This is a genomic window from Frischella perrara (genome assembly GCF_000807275.1).
Classification (GTDB): Bacteria; Pseudomonadota; Gammaproteobacteria; order Enterobacterales; family Orbaceae; genus Frischella; species Frischella perrara.
Genome location: NZ_CP009056.1, coordinates 1,071,718 through 1,088,589, shown reverse-complemented (window position 1 = coordinate 1,088,589; position 16,872 = coordinate 1,071,718). Strand labels below are relative to the sequence as shown.

Sequence of the window (16,872 nt, the reverse complement as noted above, 5' to 3'; positions counted from 1 at the left end):
ATTTTTAAATTAATATTAAAAACAATACGTAATTATGAGCTATAAGTTAACAAATTAGCCATTCATAACTGTTACTAAAATTACAATTTCTATTCATTTTTAAATGACTCTTCGTAGAAAATAAATTAATAAGATAAGAAATCTGTATTTCTAATTGAGATCAATTTTCTGTCTGCCTAAAAATGAATGTGATAGTGTTGTTCCATCAACGGTTTCTAAATCGCCACCAACGGGCACACCATGTGCAATACGTGTCGCAATGATATCTAATTCAGCACACATTTGCGCAATGATATTTGCGGTTGCCTCTCCTTCTATAGTCGGATTTGTTGCTAATATGACTTCATTAATAGTCTCATTAGCTAGCCTTTGCTTTAACTTATCTAATCCTATTTCGTTCGGACCAATGCCATCTATTGGTGATAAATGACCAAGTAATACAAAGTAACGTCCGCTGTATTGTCCGGTTTGTTCAATGGCCAATATATCTGATGGTGTTTCAACAATGCATAATTGTGTACTTTGCTGGCGTTTAGAACTGACACAAATGCGGCACTTTTCTTGCTCGGTAAAGGTTCGACAATCCTGACAATGACCAATATTAATCATGGCATTTTGTAATAATTCTGCCAGATTCATTCCCCCTTTGCGATCGCGTTGCAATAAATGATAAGCCATTCTCTGCGCAGATTTAGGTCCCACACCAGGTAAACAGCGTAGACCTTCAATTAAAGATTCTAATAAAGAACTAATTTGCATTTTAAGACCAATGAATTAAGCAATTAAAAAAGAGACCAAACATAAATATATTATTGATTAGCTAATAATCTTAATATTATCCGAAATATCGTTTAATAAAATAACGGCTTATAAAATAAAGCAAAACAAATCCGAAGCAAGCCCAACAAATAAATAATAAATATGATTTAAATATCACTATGAAAGGTATCATTATCAAACTTGTTATGATTATACCTAAACCAAATAAAAAAGTTGTTAAACCAGCAGATGGTAACAAACTGCTTGTAGGAACCCATTGATAACTTTTTTTGATGTATTTCAGGCAGTTACAATATAATATTGTAAAATTTATTGCTGTTATTACTAAACTCGATACCATTATTAACATCATACTCATATCAGTATATTGTTTATAATAAATATCTGCGTTAAGAATTGTTAAAATTAATGGCGAATAAATATTTATGATAAGGCCATATGTCACTATACAAAATATAGAACCGTATATAACACCATACAACTTACGAGATTCAATTTCATTTTCTTCTCTAAGATTGGTATTTATTTCTATTTTATTTCCGGATATTTTCTGATAATAGTTATTAGCGTAACGTATTAATAACATTAAGATAATTCCATTAATAATTAATGTCCATGGACATGAAACTAATGTCACTATAATGTTAAATATTTGTTCAATTTCATTTGTGCCCATTGAGGACTTGAATTTATACATTTTTATAACAGTAACTGAAGTCCATTTAATAATTAATTGTTTTATTAAAAAATTGACTACAAAAAAAATTACTGAATAAAGCAGCGCCAATATAATGATGTTATTACGCTTTCCTTTTATAAAGGTTTGTGAACCATTTTTATTAAAAAAGAAACTAGTTAGCAATAAAGTAAAGAAAAAAAATGTTAGATTAGGCATAAATTGCAAATAAATAATTTCAATAAAATTCATCTTATTTGGCAATTCAAAATAAACAATATTGCTAAGTAATATTACAATAAAAAAAATGCTTGAAAATAATAGCGGTGAGCGAATATACATAATATCCTCTTAAAATGGCATTTTAAAACCAGGAGGTAAAGGCATTCCACCGGTTACTTGCGACATTTTTTCTTTTTGCGCATCTTCTAATCGTCGGCTTGCATCATTGAATGCTGCGGCAATTAAATCTTCTAACATATCTTTATCATCATCAGCAAATAATGAAGGATCAATAGTAACACGACGACAATTGTGGGCACCATTTACAGTCACCTTTACTAGACCTGCTCCTGATTCTCCTGTTACTTCCATTTGTGCGATCTCTTCTTGCACTTTTTGCATTCGCGCTTGCATTTGCTGAGCTTGTTTCATTAAATTGCCAAGACCACCTTTTCCACCAGAAAACATGTTAATTCCTCATAATAAATAAATTAATTAATAAAAAAACACTGCATTATACTGGATGAATACTATTATCATCAATCTTTGCTTCAAAAAATTGACATATCATTGCCACTTTACTATCTTTATTGATTGCTGATATCGCTTGCTGTCGTTTTTCCTGATATATCGTTTCTCGAACTTCAACCGGTGTAGCTTGAGTTTTATCATCATCAATGACTATTTCTATTTTTAATGATTGCTGCCTAGATTTTGACAAGGCTTCATTTAAACGTTTAACATTTGTTTGATGCTTAATTAAATGCGCTGCTCGAGATCTGACATGCAATATTAAATGTTGATCACTGATCTGTTGTAAAAAAGTATTGATAGCGATCTGTTTTATTAATGGTGGCAACATCAACGTTTCAATCTCTGCACTCCACGGATCGATTTTGACCGCTTCTTGAATTAACTTTTCCATCAATTCTGGCGTTTTTTCTTCTTCAAATGTTGATCTTACAGATTTAGCATCTAAATTCGTATCTATTACCGGTGTAAAGTGATCACTAAATTGCCATTGGTAGGTCTCTGCGGTATCTTCACTATCAACACCATCATCATTTAGCTCTTTTTTGTTGGTAAAACTATCAACTGGTTCGCTATTTGTTTCAGTTAAAATAGTTGATTGAGATTTAGTTTGTTTGGTTTTAATGTTAGCTTTTGCTTGAGCTGGTTGTTTTTCAGGTTGAATAAATTCAACCTGTTTAGACTTTTTTAGGTTTTTCTCACCATCAATTAATCGCTGTCGTGCTGCTAAAATGGATTGTGTTTCATCCGATACTACAGTAGCTGTGGCATTTTTTATCGTTGACTGCTCTGAAGCTTGTGTTGATAACGACGTGTTCTTATCATCGGTAATTTGTGGCATTACTGTCGATATCATCTTCGATGTATCTTGTGATGAGTTTTGTTTTGTTTGTTGATTAGAAACACTCGTGTTAACCACAGTTTCCGTCGTAGATGCTGAATTTTTATTTTTGGGAATAAAGGCTAATGCTCTTAAAAAACTCATTTCGACGCCAAGTTTTTTATCTGGAGCATAACTCAGATCTTTCCGCCCATCTAATAGAATTTGATAAAACAATTGAATATCGTTTGGTGATATTACTTGTGCTAAATAGCGGATACGCTCTAGATCATCAATATAGTCCCCTAATGCCGTCGGAACAATTTGTAAAAAAGCAATTTGATGTAAAAGCGTAATCGTATCTACTAATAATGTATCCCAGTCGGCACCTTGTTTAGCGGCCATTTCTAATTGTTGCATTAATGCACTACCGTCTTCATGATAGAGCGCTTCAATTAAGGAAAATGGGATGGTTTGATCCAAAGTTCCAAGCATAGCAATAACCGCTGATGAAGTTACTTCACCATTACCTAAAGCTATTGCCTGATCTGTCAAGCTTAATGCATCTCTCATGCTTCCATTAGCGGCTTTTGCTAATAAATGAATAGCTTTTTCTTCCTGCTTGATTTGTTCAACTTGTAGAATTTTAACTAATTGATTTTCGATCACTTGCAGATCCAGTACATTCAAATGTAAATGTAAACAACGTGATAAAATCGTAACCGGCAGCTTTTGCGGATCAGTAGTCGCAAGTAAAAATTTTACATGTTCTGGTGGCTCTTCAAGCGTTTTTAAAAGGGCATTAAAACTACTGCGTGATAACATATGCACTTCATCAATTAAGTAGACTTTGAAACGACCTTTAGTGGGTAAATACTGAACGTTATCAAGAATTTCACGTGTATCTTCTACTTTAGTTCGAGAAGCCGCATCTATTTCAAGTAAATCAACAAATCGACCTTGATCAATATCCTGACAGTTATCACATACGCCACACGGTGTGGCGGTAATGCCTGCTTCACAATTTAATCCTTTCGCCAGTAAACGCGCTATTGACGTCTTACCTACCCCACGAGTACCAGAAAAAAGATAAGCATGATGAATACGACCTAGCGATAAGGCATTAGATAAAATTGTTAATACGTTCTCCTGTCCAACAACTTCACTAAACGATTTTGGTCGCCATTTTCTGGCTAATACTTGATAACTCATAATAGATAAGATAATCCTATAACGCTTAACCATCATCTAAAAAATGGTTATTTAAATGGATGCTGACAATACGGTAAAATAAAGTTATATCATAACATAATTTTACCGATGATTTGGGATAACAAATTTATTTTAAACTTAATTTACTTTGATAAAAAGTTAGTGACATTACTATAAACAATGTTAATTCAGACCCTTCATAGTAAAAAACTAGACATAATAAGATATATTTTCTCATTGATTATTTCACTCTAACAATGAGATTAGTCCATTGAAATTTGATAATGATTAATCCAAGGCAGAATTACAACCATTAATAGCGAAACTATTGCAAAATGGCTTTCCTTGGATAATCAAAAAGTCACTTTAATCAATAATGCGACGAGCTTTCCAATATTTTTTACGCCAATAGTCGTCTTTCAAATTAGCATATTGTACGCCTTTTTTAGAAGATACATGCAAAAATAAACCATTTTTATAGTAAATACCGACATGTAAGCCTGTAGTGCCACGACCACTCTTAAAAAAAACCAAATCGCCTGCGGATAATTGATTGACCTCTTTACCAATTCTAGCTTGTTTAGTTGTTATCCGCGGTAACGTTTTTCCCACTTTTTGTTGATAAAATATTTTAGTTAAACCTGAACAGTCCGTCCCTTTAGGGCTATTACCACCATAGCGATAAGGCGTTTTTACCCAATCATGGTAGAAAGATTCAATGTTTTTTACAATATGTGGATCTGAATTATTATCATCATATAAATCCGACACTGTACTACAAGATGTTAGACCTGAGAAAAAAAGAAGCAAAAACAGTAATATATTTCTTAATTTAACCAATCTATCATAATTCATCTGCCACATTGTTAATTACCTCTTGTCGCTGCTGACTATACCGTCTAATATTAAACTTATTTAATGTAGACCACTCTTGATGTATTCGGCTAACTTGTAAGGATTTAGGTAATTTACCTTTTTGCCAAGAAGAGTCTTTCAATTTAGCTAGGATGATTGGACGGCGATCAGCATGAGCTCTGTTTGCTAAACTAACCATCAACTGTATTAAACGAAGGGATAAAAAACAAATGACTGTATCATCAATACTCATTTTGGTATAACCGGATAAACGATGCTTAATATTTTTGCTGTAATGCTTAGCAACTTGAGCCAAACCACCTAATGTTGCACCAATAATCGTTGCAGTCCCAAGCGTAATGCCTCCTAAGGCTAAATCAATTCCTGCTCCTATTGTTGCTCCCGACATGACTCCTTTACTAACACTGATGCCTACTAATTTAATCGCTTCAAAATTAAATAAATCGCTTGAAAAGCGTCCTTTAACTAAAGGTAGATTTTCTTCACTATCATAGCCAACGGAAAAACAATATAAATTTAATAAATCATCAATAGCCCGTTGTTCACGTTTACGGACTTTTTCTTGCATCTGCTTTGCAATTGATTCAATATTTTCCTTTGCTTTTTCCGCATACGCAGTAACATCTACTAATGCTTCGGCTATGATTAATTTAGCGGTTTGTTGACGCGTTTGTCGTTGTTGTTCTAAATGTGCTTGCCACATATTAAGTATGCTACTGGCAGAATCTAACAATAACGATAAGCTATGATATAATCGCTGTTCTCCCTCAATGGATGGAAACACCGCATCAAATCGAACTTGCATATGAATTCCAACGCGTGATAATAATTGTTTCCAAGCCGATTCATAAGGTGAGGCTTCAGCCACAAAATTCAATACAGCTAAAATCGGTTTATCACTGTATGCTAATAAAGCTAATTCATCATGATATTTTTCTAATACAGGTTCTCTAATATCAATAACATAAATAGCTGCATGACTGTTTAATACTTGGCGAATGACTTTTGCTTCTTGTTCAAACTGATAATTTGCTTCGGGACTAGTAAGGAATTGTTGTAGTTTATCAATGCCATCTTGTTTAGGAAAATCACTGTTTAATCGTTGAACATAATCAAATAATGCAATACTATCTTCTAAACCCGGTGTGTCATAGAAAATGATCTTTTTTTCGCGTTCTAACGAAAATTTGATAGCTTCTACATGCCGAGTAGTACCCGGTTTATCAGAAACAACCCCTAAATCACTATCCTGTATTAAAGTTCTTAACAATGACGTTTTACCAACATTAGTATGGCCTACGATAGCTAAATTAAGTTCATTGAGCATATTTATTACCTAATTACTAAGCCAAGCTAAATTGGTTTGATCAAGCGCCAATTCTTGTATCTTTTCGATCCAATTATGTAATTGACGGCCATTATTAATAAACCAGATACCGGTAAATTGTGATTTATTAACTAATAAACGTATTGAATTGATCATTCCTCGGTCCGGAGAACGATCTGTATCAATTGCAATTAATAATTTATTTGCCGGATTTTGCGTTAACCACTCTAAAATTTTCTTTTGAGTCATACTATTATTAATAAATCCTAAAAAATGGGCATCAGCTGGAACTAACCAGTTCGTATCGACATCAATTGCAACTAAAAAATTTTGTTTTCCATTAGTATTGTCATGATTAACATTGATATTATGTACAGGCAAATGAGTGTTTTCTTTATCAATAATTATTTTACTTACTTTTTCGTCTAATTCGGCTTTTAATATTTGATATTCTGGGTGATGCGTATTAAGTACAATGTGTTGACAAGCTAAATGCCATTTTAACCAACATAAAATAAATAAACCAAAACGTAGCAATACCCCATAAACAATAAAAACACCCAATAACCAAACAGCCCATGATGAACGAACTTCATCAATGGAAATAGCTTGTTCACTTGAACGTATCATATCAACATCTGGTATTGTAAAACCTAATAAACTTGGGATTTTACCGAGCGAACAGGTAATAGCAACAATGGTATCACTACTTAGGAGGGTCGTTTGCCAAGCAAAACTATAATGTTGTGTGGATAATTGTGCTACTAATACCAGTAAGGCAATTAACAAAATTATAAACCACAAAAAATTGACTATGGTTCCGATTAACCATCGAATTTGCCCACCAAATAAACTGATGAGAGCAGGTAATAATTGGCTAACTGTATTTTTATTTGCTATCGTTTGCGTTAACCAAGACCAAATAAAAATAAAAAAACTACCACTCTCATTGGGTAAGGCTATACTTGATAATAGCCAAATCAATAACATCACAAAGTGAACACCTAATAAACAAATCAGTGCCCAATATAAATTAATTGGATTTTGTGCTAAAGCACTTAATCCAATACCTACCCCGCTGAATATGGCTATTAGAATCAAAAAGATAAATGAAAATTTGGCAGCTTTGAGCAAAACTGTTTGAGCTGAAATTAAACTATGCTGCGAACTGAGAATTTTGGCACGAAAAATGATACGATCAGCGATAGATCCACTATATGATCTAGCCTGTCGATTGGCTTCATCATCTTGAAAACGACCATTATCCTTTTCAATTAAACGAACAGTTTCTGTTAACCATAAGGATTTAAGATATTGATTCATGACAGCGCATTTAATTACTTTAATCTAAAAAACGTTTTACTTTATTATACACATTACCGATTTACCTAGGCAGTTTTTGTTGGACAATAAGAGGATTAATCTTATTAAAACAAACAGTTAGCCATAAGTCTAGTAATTATGGTTTTAAATGAAATAATTTATACATATAAACAATTAATTAGCTACATTATTGCTTGTTATTAAAGATATATATAATAAAGAATAATACCCGAAATCAAGTAAAAATAAATTGCTAATTTAATTAATTATGCACATTGTTCAAGTAAAACCAAAACTATAAGTGCCAATAATTTATGATATTAATCTGAACAATGATAATTGTTACTAAAACTATTCCACATACCAAAAACCTTCATTAACCAAATCAAGCAGCCCACTTAATAATTTAATATCCTGAAGATCATCTGTTGTTAGCACTTCTTTTTGACATAATAAATCAATATAAGATTCTTCAAGTGGAATAACCCGCCCGTGTATAAACCCTTTTTTCCCTAATTTAAATATGCGAACACTCGGCACTCGATACAATTGAACTCCACAAGCGATATCTTTCTGTAGCTCTTGTAATGTATAAGGAGAGTCAAGTGGTATGATATTTAGTTCGTGCATGGGTTGAGTTATATATTTTCCAAACCAGTCATTAAATAAATTAGGATCTGTTATTAGTTGACATAGTTGTGTTTTGAGCTTTTCTATTTCATTATCATGTATTTGGTAGGGCGTCGTTGATAATTGTAAATTAGGATCTTGATAAAAGATCCCATTAGGAACATTATCCAATACATAATCAGTAAAATGACTTAACATATCTTGTGAAGTTGGTGTTCTAAAACCAATTGAATAACTTAATGATTCAGTTAGACTAATACCGTTATGGGGATAACCAATAGGTAAATATAAAATATCACCCGGATTAAGTTCGACATCAATTATCGGCGAATATTCTTCAACATGTAACAATGCGGGGTGTGCACTATATTGACGATATTCAGGGTTTCTATCACCAACTAACCAACGCCTTTTTCCCATACCTTGAGTAATAAATACATCATAATTATCGATATGTGGCCCAACCCCTGCTTGAGGCGTGGCATAAGAGATCATTAAATCCTCAAATTGCCAATGTGGAAGTACTCTGAAAGGTTCAATTAAGGTTGCAGCAGATTCATGCCAATGGTCAACGGCCTGAACCAAAAGACTCCAATTCGTTTCGCCTAAATGGTCATAGCTTTCAAAGGGACCATATTGAGCATCCCACTTTCCATCCTTATTGGTGACAATTCGGCTCTCAATTTCTGATTCAAGTGCTAATCCGGCTAATTCATTAGGGGTAATTGGATCATGGAAATCAGCAAATGCCTTACGTAAAACAACAGGCTTTTTTTGCCAATAATTTTTTAAAAAATCATCCCAGTCTATTATTAATTTATTTTTCATCGCAAATCCTTAACATTATGAGATTTGTTCTTTTTTGTTATCATTGATTTTACTTTGATAAGTTAAGATTAATTGTTCGTCTTTAAGACTAATTTTAACTTTACCGCCCTGTTGTAATTCACCAAAAAGTAATTGTTGAGCAATTGGTTTTTTAATTTTCTCTTGTATAACACGCCCCATTGGTCTCGCCCCCATAGCTTTATCGTAGCCACACCGTGCTAAATAGGCACTAGCATCTTTGGTGATAGTTAGCGTTATTTGACGACCTTTAAGTTGCTGCTGCAATTCTCTAATTGATTTTGAAACAATTTGCAACATTATCGGCTTACTTAAATAGTTAAACCAAATAATGTTATCCAATCGGTTACGAAATTCCGGACTAAATTCACGATTAATTTCAGACATAGCATTATAGCAATTATCTTGCTGCAAAAATCCTATTGGCGTTTTAATTGATTCGCGAACACCTGCATTAGTTGTCATAACAATTATGATATTACGAAAATCAGCTTTACGTCCGTTACTATCGGTCAACGTGCCATTATCCATTATTTGCAATAACAAGTTATAGATATCTTGATGTGCTTTTTCAATCTCATCTAATAATAATACTGCATATGGGTGCTTAAGGACTTGATCAATGAGTAACCCTCCCTGCTCGAATCCAACATAACCTGGCGGTGAGCCAATAAGGCGACTAATGGTATGAGATTCGCGATATTCCGACATATCAAACCGCAATAAGTCAACACCTAGTAATTTTGCTAGTTGTACTGTTACTTCGGTTTTTCCGACTCCTGTAGGACCTGCAAATAAAAAACTACCAACGGGCTTATTTTCCATGCCTAAGCCAGCACGATTAAGTAAAATGGCATCACATAACACTTCAATCGCATTATCCTGACCAAATATACGCAATTTCAAATCATTACATAAATTTTGTAATTTAGTTTTATCAGATATTGATACTGTTTTTTCAGGCACACGTGCGATTTTTGCGATTATTTTTTCAATATCTATAACATCAATCACTTTTTGACGTTTTTTAGCAGAAAGTAAACGATTTTGTGCCCCAGCTTCGTCGATCAAATCAATTGCCTTATCGGGTAAAAAACGTTCCGGAAGATATTTTACGGATAATTCCACCGCACTTGTAATTGCCTTATCGGTGTACTGAACTTGGTGAAATTGCTCGTAATGAGATTTTAAACCTGTCAGAATTTTAACCGTTTCGGATAAAGAAGGTTCTAAAATATCTAGCTTTTGAAAACGTCGGACTAAAGCATGATCTTTTTCAAAAATTCGATTGTATTCTTGATAGGTTGTTGATCCCAATACGCGAATTTTACCTGATGAAAGCAATGGTTTAAAAAGATTAGCCGTATCAAGTTTACTTTCACCCGTAGCGCCAGCACCGATAATCATATGAATCTCATCGATAAATAAAATACTATGCGATTGCATTTCTAAGGCTTGCACCAATTGATTAAAACGTTTTTCAAAATCACCTCGATATGTGGCGCCGGCAATCAATGACGAAATATCGAGTGCGTAAATTGTGGTATCTTCAAAGACTTTAGGTACTTTCTTTTGTTCAATTAACCAAGCTAAACCTTCAGCTAACGCTGTTTTACCAACGCCCGCTTCACCCACTAAAATAGGATTATTTTTCCGGCGACGACATAATACTTGCATCATTCGTTTAATATCATCTTCTCGACCTATAAGCGGATCTAATTTACTTGTTTTAGCTAAGTTATTGAGATTAGTTGTATAAAGATTAAGAGGATCCTGACTTGGATCTTGATTAGCAGATGGCATTTGATCTGAACCAGATAAATATTGCGTCAACGTTAACCAATCTAATCCCATACAACTAAGTAAATATACGATATGAGAATCCTCTTCTTCTAAGATCGATACTAAAATATCGCTACAATTTACTTCATTTTTTCCCGAAGACTTAACATTAACAACAGCTCGCTCAAGAACGCGATGAAAAGCTAACGTTGGTTCAGTTTGTTGTTCTTGATAACTGTCAGCTAAATAAGTAGCATTCTCTTCAATATAATGAGCAATTTCATCTGTTAATTCTGCAAGATCAATATTCAGATCTTTGAAAATTTTAATTATCGATTTTTCTTTGATTAAAGAAAGTAGTAATTGTTCAACAGTAAGATACTCATAGCCTAAAGATTGCGCCTCATTAAATGCATCATTAATTATCGATTGTACTCGTTTATTAATCATGTGGTATTGGCTCCATAGTACATTTTAATGGAAACTTATGTTGGCGTGCATATTGACTAACTTGAAATACTTTTGTTTCCGCTATTTCAGCGGTATAAATCCCACATATCGCCTTCCCCTTTTGATGTATAGAAAGCATAACTTGATTTGCTTCATCATAATCAAAACTAAAGAAACGCATTAACACCTCAACGACAAAATCCATTGTTGTATAGTCATCATTATGCAAAATAACGCAATACTTATAAGGAGGCGCAACACTTTTTATGCTTAGACCATGAATACTTGGTTGTATACTCATATTTAACACTCAACTTATTCTAGTTTATCAAGTATAATACTGATTTTTAATATTGATTAATATATAAATTACGTCAAAATGCTATTGTCACTTTACTAAATCACGCAAATTCCCAACTTTTAAGGGTATTAAACCTTAAATCAAACATAAATTTTTTTAAAACGAGCCTATGAACGATATACGTAAAATTATTGCCCCCAAAAATGCGATGCTATTATTTAAATGGTTATTTGAAGGTAAACTTAAACCAAACTCACTTTGGGAGAGTAAGGTATTTCGCCTCAAATTTGCCTTACGTGCCGTGTTTGCTAGTCCAATCACATTCCGTTGGCTAAAACATCTCGCAAATTACCGCTTAATGGGTTATTTTTTATTTCGGCAATCTAATTTACCTTGTAAGCTACTTCGCCCTTATTTAACTTCATGTATGAATCAAGTCTCACGCTATCATGCATTAGTTTACCATTATGATTTTCTTTCTTCATTGAAAGATACTTTTACACAAGCATTTTATAATAATAAACCTTACTTATTAGCTGATTTAACCGTAAAAAATGAACATAACATTCGAGTTATGATCCAAGCCAAAAATAAATATGCTCGAGAAGGTGAACTTACTATATTTATTTTTGATGAAAATAATGTCGATTTAGCAACTTTGACATTCACTATTATACAATATGAACAAAAGTCAACGCTTTTTATTTCTGGTTTACAAGGTCCTGATCGTGATGATGCCAAGATCGCAATCCAACAAGCCACTAAAAATTGTTATGGAATTTTTCCTAAACGACTAATTATAGATGCAGCTTTATCAATTGCTGAATTTTTTAATCTTGAGCAAATTTTAGCTGTTGGCAAAAAATCTCATGTTTACAATAACTGGCGTTATAAAAAACGTTTCAATCGTGTCCATGCTGACTACGACGAATTTTGGCAGACAATTGATGGACAACCAAACCAGCAAGGATTATTTATTTTACCTGCGAAAATATCTAGAAAAAACATAGAAGAAGTTGCGAGCAAAAAACGTTCCATGTATCGTAGTCGCTATAGTTTACTTGATGAGTTAAATCTATCTATTTTAAAGCAATTATCCTGTTTGAATTAGGTGATAGATTGGTAGCATTATTGTTAATCTAAATATATAAAATATTTAGAAACCTAAAAAGTTTGGTTGATAGAAGGATTATAGTATGTGGTTTGGTATTTTAATTGGGATAACTCCGCTTTTCATTGGTTATTTATTAAAAGTTAATAATACACGTTTAATGAATAAAATTAATCAATGTTTAAGCATTATGGTATATCTGATTTTATTCCTAATGGGGAGCGAACTAGCACAATTAGAAGACCTAATAAACAATTTACAAAATATATTTTTATCAACTGGCATTTTATTTGCTTGTAGCTTCGGGTTTAACCTTATTTTTCTTATGGTTCTGGACTATTTCTTTCCGTGGCGCAACCAAGCCAATAATGAGCCCCTACCGTCACGCTTTAAAATGATTCTAGAATCTTTAAGGGTGTTTTTAGCACTAATTTTAGGGTTCATAGCCGGACGATTATCATTACCAATATGGCAATATAATCAACTCTTCAGTGAAATCATTTTAGTCATATTATTATTGTTAGTAGGAATTCAACTACGAAGTAATAATATTAGTATTAAACAAATTATTGTCAATAAAGTGGGAATAACAACTACGATTATTGTCACAGTAACCACGCTACTCGGAGGATGGCTTGCTTCTTATATTTTGGAATTACCTACTAACACTGCATTAGCGATGTCATCAGGGTTTGGTTGGTATTCTTTATCGGGTATCTTAATGACCGATGCTAAGGGGGCTGTAATTGGAAGTATTACCTTCTTGAATGATATTTTACGTGAATTATGTGCCATTATATTAATCCCAAGTCTAATTAAACGCTTTAAACTAACAGCATTGGGTGTCTGTGGCGCGACTTCAATGGATTTTACTTTACCAATACTGCAAAAAAGTGGCGGAATTATGATGGTACCACCTGCAATTGTGCAAGGATTTTTATTTACTCTGATTATGCCTGTGCTAATGACTATGCTTAACTATTATTTCTAGGATTTTTTAAACTGTTATGAAAAAAAATATTGATTTGTGCCCATGTTGTTCACAACAAAAATATACAGAATGCTGTCAGCCTTATCATTTATGGCAAAAAAATGCACCCACTGCTGAAAAACTAATGCGCTCTCGTTATAGTGCTTACGCATTACGCAACGTAGAATATCTAATAAAAACGTGGCATCCTAAAACATTACCGCGAAAATTAGCAGAAGAGATTAGTGAAGCTAAATGGATAGATCTAACCATTCATAAAAGTTGGGATAGCCAAGAACAGAATGAAGCGTTTGTTGAATTTACAGCACGTTTTCGAAATACGAGCGGTAAAGCACAAAAAATGCATGAAATAAGCCGATTCATTAAACAAGGTGATCACTGGTTTTATGTTGATGGCATAATTGAATAAAATGTAAAGGGCTAACTAGCCCTATCTTTAAATGTAATGCTAGATATTTTAAAACTTCGCATCTAAACTCAAACATTGATCATAACGTCAATAATTGACTTTTGTTTTAAATTCAATAAATCATAAAAAATATTAAAACCGATTTTAGTTTTTTTATGGAACAAGCAATACTCTAATAGTCTGTGTATTAGGTGTTTTTAAAGGTTCATGAATTTTATCGATATAAACAATATACACCGGCTGTTACCAAGTCTACATCCTCTCTATATGCAAAATCTTTTTACTGAATTACGTGAGTTTTAGACTCAACAGCAATATTAACGAACAAAGATGCAACCCACGTTCAAGGTTCGGATATTATGAACATTTCTAAAGGCTTGGCAAGTTATATATTACACCTCACCGCTTCAAATATTTTGTTTTCAGTTAAGTATGAAAAAAATTTACATGATTAAGATTTTGTAACAAATTTACAATATATGAAAATAAATGGTTTAGTGTAAAAGTTGTTTTGGGTATAATTTCCTTTATATTAGATTAACCGAGTGAATAGGAATTAAGTATGTCGTCGATACGAGGAAAAGCAGTAGAACAAAAAGAATATAAAATTGAGTTTTTTCAATTAACTGTCAGTCCAACAGACGAAATTACATCTATATCAGATATTTTTAATTCAATTATTGATAATAAAATTGATTCAACTAAAATTGAAAGAAGCTTTACCCGAGATATTTGGGAGTTAAAAAAAAGAACCACTGGAAAATATAGAGGCTCTTTTACAGGGGTTTTCCGTAAATTTAGAAATAGAGATATCCCTGAAAAAGGTGCGGCAGGTCGAGATTCTCAACCGATAATTCTTGAGCCTGATGAAGGCATTGTTGAAAAAAACTTTTTTGTTTATTATCCAAAAAATAATTTACTTGCATGGCATAATAATCCTCATGCATCTTCACCAAAACAATTTGCCAACATTTTAAAGAAAATATCAAAGGTAAATGTTTATTTATCTATGATCATTCAAGCTAATGCAGCTCAACGCTTAATGAAAAATAAATTGACCATGAAAAAGGTTGTTGTTTCAATTGCAAGACCTAAGTCCGCAGATTTTTATCCTGATGATGATTTCAGTCGACAAGCATTAGCATTAATGAATGGTATTAATGGTGACTCGCTTCATTTTGAAATAGGAATTAACTCAAGATTGGAGGATAGTGCTAGTACTTTATTAAGTCGTATTAAAACTAGCTTAGTTTATTTTGCTGGAGCAGGGGCAACGACATCTAAAGCAGTTGTATTTGAAGATGGAGTTGAATATACCATTGATTTAATTGCAGATCGGGTAATATCATTTCAATCTATAGAAACAAATGCAATATTTCCCCCAAGTGTTACAATGTTCAAACTAATTGATGATGCTAAACAGGAAAAACAAAAGGAATTAGATGATTATTTTGGTACGTTGGAAAATACTCTTACCTAGGGTAGCCTTGAGTATAGGTATAGCGTTTTTATTCTGGTGGTTAGGTAGGAATATTAACATTGAAGAGCTAAAAAATATTGCGAGTATATTAATAAGTCTTGCAGGGTCGATGTTGGGCTTTTTAATTACATCTATAGCTCTTATAACATCAGTAATGGATAAAAAAATTGTATCTAATATGAAAAAAACAGGCCATTTTAAAAGACTGATTGATGATACCTTTTTAACCTGTATATTATTTTTAGCTGTTGTCTTATTTTCAATTGTCAGTTTATTTATATATGGTTCTATATTCTGTTGTGTTTTTACAGTAGTTATATCCTTTTCTACTTTGAGTCTTTTATATTTGATTGAAGCTGGTCGTCGTTTTGCTACGATAATATCTCTTTTATAAATTTGGGAACTAATCGATTGACTTATGTCATTTAGGGAATTAAAACATCCTTTGTCCACTTTTGCAGTGCAAATTTAGCAGGAATCGCAATAGCAAACAGATACGTGGTTATCAGCAGGTATTAAAGATCTTGTCCAGTTTATGCCAACTACCGCTAGATGGATCTCAGGCGCTTACCCTGAAACACTTGCCGATAATACACCTTATAAATCCGACTTTAAAATACAAGAACTTACCGCCTATATAACCAAATTAGATCCAGATGTAAGCAGTTATACATAAAAAATTACTGCATGATGATCGCCTAACGCTCGATAAAATGATTGCAAATTCATGAGATAATTTTCCAAGTACGGATAATCCAAGCCGTTCTAGCTTGCATCCTTATTTCAATGTCTTTAAAGATATGATACAATCATTAGATGAAATCGAAACCGTATCTCGCGTTATGATTGAAGAGTTTGCAAGGTGTTGGCGATAAGGCATCTGCATTACTGGTTCAAGCAAAGACTAGTCCTTAACTTAAAAAAATGAAACTAAAACTATTATTGCAAAAACAGAAGCTTTAAAGGCAAATTCAGCATTAATTGAATTAACTAAGGCTGAAAGATGGGATGGTCGATTACCTCAAACAATGTTACCAAATTCAACTTTACCTTTTGTTGATGCTAAAAAATAAAGAAACCGCTTCGGCGGTTTTGCTCAACAATA

The 16,872-nt window shown here is 32.9% G+C and carries 17 protein-coding genes and 1 pseudogene; 8 read left to right on the top strand and 10 right to left on the bottom strand.

What is annotated here, in order from left to right; all coding sequences use genetic code 11:
• Nucleotides 1–150: 150 nt before the first annotated feature.
• The 10 genes from recR to clpS all read right to left on the bottom strand — a co-directional run bounded on the left by recR (nt 151) and on the right by clpS (nt 11,776).
• Entirely contained in the window at nt 151–759 is a 609-nt protein-coding gene (gene recR, locus FPB0191_RS04730; protein ID WP_039104394.1) for a recombination mediator RecR, read from the bottom strand.
• Nucleotides 760–835: 76 nt separating this feature from the next.
• Nucleotides 836–1,798 (bottom strand): hypothetical protein, encoded by a 963-nt coding sequence (locus FPB0191_RS04725; protein WP_039104393.1) that lies wholly within the window; start codon nt 1,796–1,798, stop codon nt 836–838.
• A 9-nt stretch (nt 1,799–1,807) separates the two neighbouring features.
• A complete protein-coding gene (locus FPB0191_RS04720; RefSeq protein WP_039104392.1) occupies nt 1,808–2,146 on the bottom strand; it encodes a YbaB/EbfC family nucleoid-associated protein in 339 nt (112 codons plus the stop codon).
• 46 nt (nt 2,147–2,192) lie between these two features.
• Nucleotides 2,193–4,241: a DNA polymerase III subunit gamma/tau gene (dnaX, locus tag FPB0191_RS04715; protein ID WP_039104391.1), complete on the bottom strand. Its 2,049-nt coding sequence runs from the start codon at nt 4,239–4,241 to the stop codon at nt 2,193–2,195.
• A 366-nt stretch (nt 4,242–4,607) separates the two neighbouring features.
• Nucleotides 4,608–5,105 carry a C40 family peptidase gene (locus FPB0191_RS04710; protein ID WP_052236763.1) on the bottom strand — a complete coding sequence of 166 codons (498 nt, stop codon included), beginning with the start codon at nt 5,103–5,105 and terminating at the stop codon, nt 4,608–4,610.
• On the bottom strand, nt 5,086–6,444 hold the full coding sequence (locus tag FPB0191_RS04705; protein ID WP_039104390.1) for a GTPase/DUF3482 domain-containing protein: 1,359 nt from the start codon (nt 6,442–6,444) through the stop codon (nt 5,086–5,088). Before FPB0191_RS04705 ends, FPB0191_RS04710 begins: the two co-directional genes overlap by 20 nt.
• A 9-nt stretch (nt 6,445–6,453) precedes the next feature.
• Nucleotides 6,454–7,767, bottom strand: a complete 1,314-nt coding sequence (locus FPB0191_RS04700) for a DUF2868 domain-containing protein (RefSeq protein ID WP_039104389.1) — start codon at nt 7,765–7,767, stop codon at nt 6,454–6,456.
• 351 nt (nt 7,768–8,118) lie between these two features.
• Nucleotides 8,119–9,225 carry a cupin domain-containing protein gene (locus FPB0191_RS04695; RefSeq protein ID WP_039104388.1) on the bottom strand — a complete coding sequence of 369 codons (1,107 nt, stop codon included), beginning with the start codon at nt 9,223–9,225 and terminating at the stop codon, nt 8,119–8,121.
• Nucleotides 9,226–9,240: 15 nt separating this feature from the next.
• On the bottom strand, nt 9,241–11,475 hold the full coding sequence (locus FPB0191_RS04690; RefSeq protein ID WP_039104387.1) for an AAA family ATPase: 2,235 nt from the start codon (nt 11,473–11,475) through the stop codon (nt 9,241–9,243).
• The gene (clpS, locus tag FPB0191_RS04685) at nt 11,468–11,776 is read right to left on the bottom strand and encodes an ATP-dependent Clp protease adapter ClpS (protein WP_039104386.1); all 309 of its coding nucleotides are present in this window, start codon (nt 11,774–11,776) and stop codon (nt 11,468–11,470) included. Before clpS ends, FPB0191_RS04690 begins: the two co-directional genes overlap by 8 nt.
• A 169-nt stretch (nt 11,777–11,945) precedes the next feature.
• On the opposite strand from clpS, the gene FPB0191_RS04680 reads away from it, so the two are divergent.
• The 8 genes and pseudogenes from FPB0191_RS04680 to FPB0191_RS12540 form a co-directional block, all read left to right on the top strand.
• On the top strand, nt 11,946–12,887 hold the full coding sequence (locus FPB0191_RS04680; RefSeq protein ID WP_052236762.1) for a VirK/YbjX family protein: 942 nt from the start codon (nt 11,946–11,948) through the stop codon (nt 12,885–12,887).
• Between the two features lie 85 nt (nt 12,888–12,972).
• Entirely contained in the window at nt 12,973–13,878 is a 906-nt protein-coding gene (locus FPB0191_RS04675) for a LysO family transporter (RefSeq protein WP_039104385.1), read from the top strand.
• Between the two features lie 16 nt (nt 13,879–13,894).
• Nucleotides 13,895–14,287 (top strand): YchJ family protein, encoded by a 393-nt coding sequence (locus FPB0191_RS04670; RefSeq protein ID WP_039104384.1) that lies wholly within the window; start codon nt 13,895–13,897, stop codon nt 14,285–14,287.
• Nucleotides 14,288–14,601: 314 nt separating this feature from the next.
• A complete protein-coding gene (locus FPB0191_RS12545; protein WP_419185259.1) occupies nt 14,602–14,742 on the top strand; it encodes a DUF7014 domain-containing protein in 141 nt (46 codons plus the stop codon).
• A 107-nt stretch (nt 14,743–14,849) separates the two neighbouring features.
• Nucleotides 14,850–15,767: a DUF6731 family protein gene (locus FPB0191_RS04665; protein ID WP_039104383.1), complete on the top strand. Its 918-nt coding sequence runs from the start codon at nt 14,850–14,852 to the stop codon at nt 15,765–15,767.
• A complete protein-coding gene (locus FPB0191_RS04660) occupies nt 15,730–16,161 on the top strand; it encodes a hypothetical protein (RefSeq protein ID WP_039104382.1) in 432 nt (143 codons plus the stop codon). The genes FPB0191_RS04665 and FPB0191_RS04660 overlap by 38 nt, the downstream gene beginning before the upstream one ends.
• A gap of 141 nt (nt 16,162–16,302) precedes the next feature.
• A complete protein-coding gene (locus tag FPB0191_RS12115) occupies nt 16,303–16,443 on the top strand; it encodes a hypothetical protein (RefSeq protein WP_162485151.1) in 141 nt (46 codons plus the stop codon).
• A gap of 271 nt (nt 16,444–16,714) precedes the next feature.
• Nucleotides 16,715–16,840, top strand: a pseudogene (locus tag FPB0191_RS12540) (prohibitin family protein); the annotation flags it as partial.
• Nucleotides 16,841–16,872: the final 32 nt, after the last annotated feature.

Bases quoted from the DNA above. Each gene is read 5' to 3' on its own strand.
- recR (WP_039104394.1), bottom strand. From the start codon at position 759: ATGCAAATTAGTTCTTTATTAGAATCTTTAATTGAAGGTCTACGCTGT.
- FPB0191_RS04725 (WP_039104393.1), bottom strand. From the start codon at position 1,798: ATGTATATTCGCTCACCGCTATTATTTTCAAGCATTTTTTTTATTGTA.
- FPB0191_RS04720 (WP_039104392.1), bottom strand. From the start codon at position 2,146: ATGTTTTCTGGTGGAAAAGGTGGTCTTGGCAATTTAATGAAACAAGCT.
- dnaX (WP_039104391.1), bottom strand. From the start codon at position 4,241: ATGAGTTATCAAGTATTAGCCAGAAAATGGCGACCAAAATCGTTTAGT.
- FPB0191_RS04710 (WP_052236763.1), bottom strand. From the start codon at position 5,105: ATGTGGCAGATGAATTATGATAGATTGGTTAAATTAAGAAATATATTA.
- FPB0191_RS04705 (WP_039104390.1), bottom strand. From the start codon at position 6,444: ATGCTCAATGAACTTAATTTAGCTATCGTAGGCCATACTAATGTTGGT.
- FPB0191_RS04700 (WP_039104389.1), bottom strand. From the start codon at position 7,767: ATGAATCAATATCTTAAATCCTTATGGTTAACAGAAACTGTTCGTTTA.
- FPB0191_RS04695 (WP_039104388.1), bottom strand. From the start codon at position 9,225: ATGAAAAATAAATTAATAATAGACTGGGATGATTTTTTAAAAAATTAT.
- FPB0191_RS04690 (WP_039104387.1), bottom strand. From the start codon at position 11,475: ATGATTAATAAACGAGTACAATCGATAATTAATGATGCATTTAATGAG.
- clpS (WP_039104386.1), bottom strand. From the start codon at position 11,776: ATGAGTATACAACCAAGTATTCATGGTCTAAGCATAAAAAGTGTTGCG.
- FPB0191_RS04680 (WP_052236762.1), top strand. From the start codon at position 11,946: ATGAACGATATACGTAAAATTATTGCCCCCAAAAATGCGATGCTATTA.
- FPB0191_RS04675 (WP_039104385.1), top strand. From the start codon at position 12,973: ATGTGGTTTGGTATTTTAATTGGGATAACTCCGCTTTTCATTGGTTAT.
- FPB0191_RS04670 (WP_039104384.1), top strand. From the start codon at position 13,895: ATGAAAAAAAATATTGATTTGTGCCCATGTTGTTCACAACAAAAATAT.
- FPB0191_RS04665 (WP_039104383.1), top strand. From the start codon at position 14,850: ATGTCGTCGATACGAGGAAAAGCAGTAGAACAAAAAGAATATAAAATT.
- FPB0191_RS04660 (WP_039104382.1), top strand. From the start codon at position 15,730: ATGATTATTTTGGTACGTTGGAAAATACTCTTACCTAGGGTAGCCTTG.
- FPB0191_RS12115 (WP_162485151.1), top strand. From the start codon at position 16,303: ATGCCAACTACCGCTAGATGGATCTCAGGCGCTTACCCTGAAACACTT.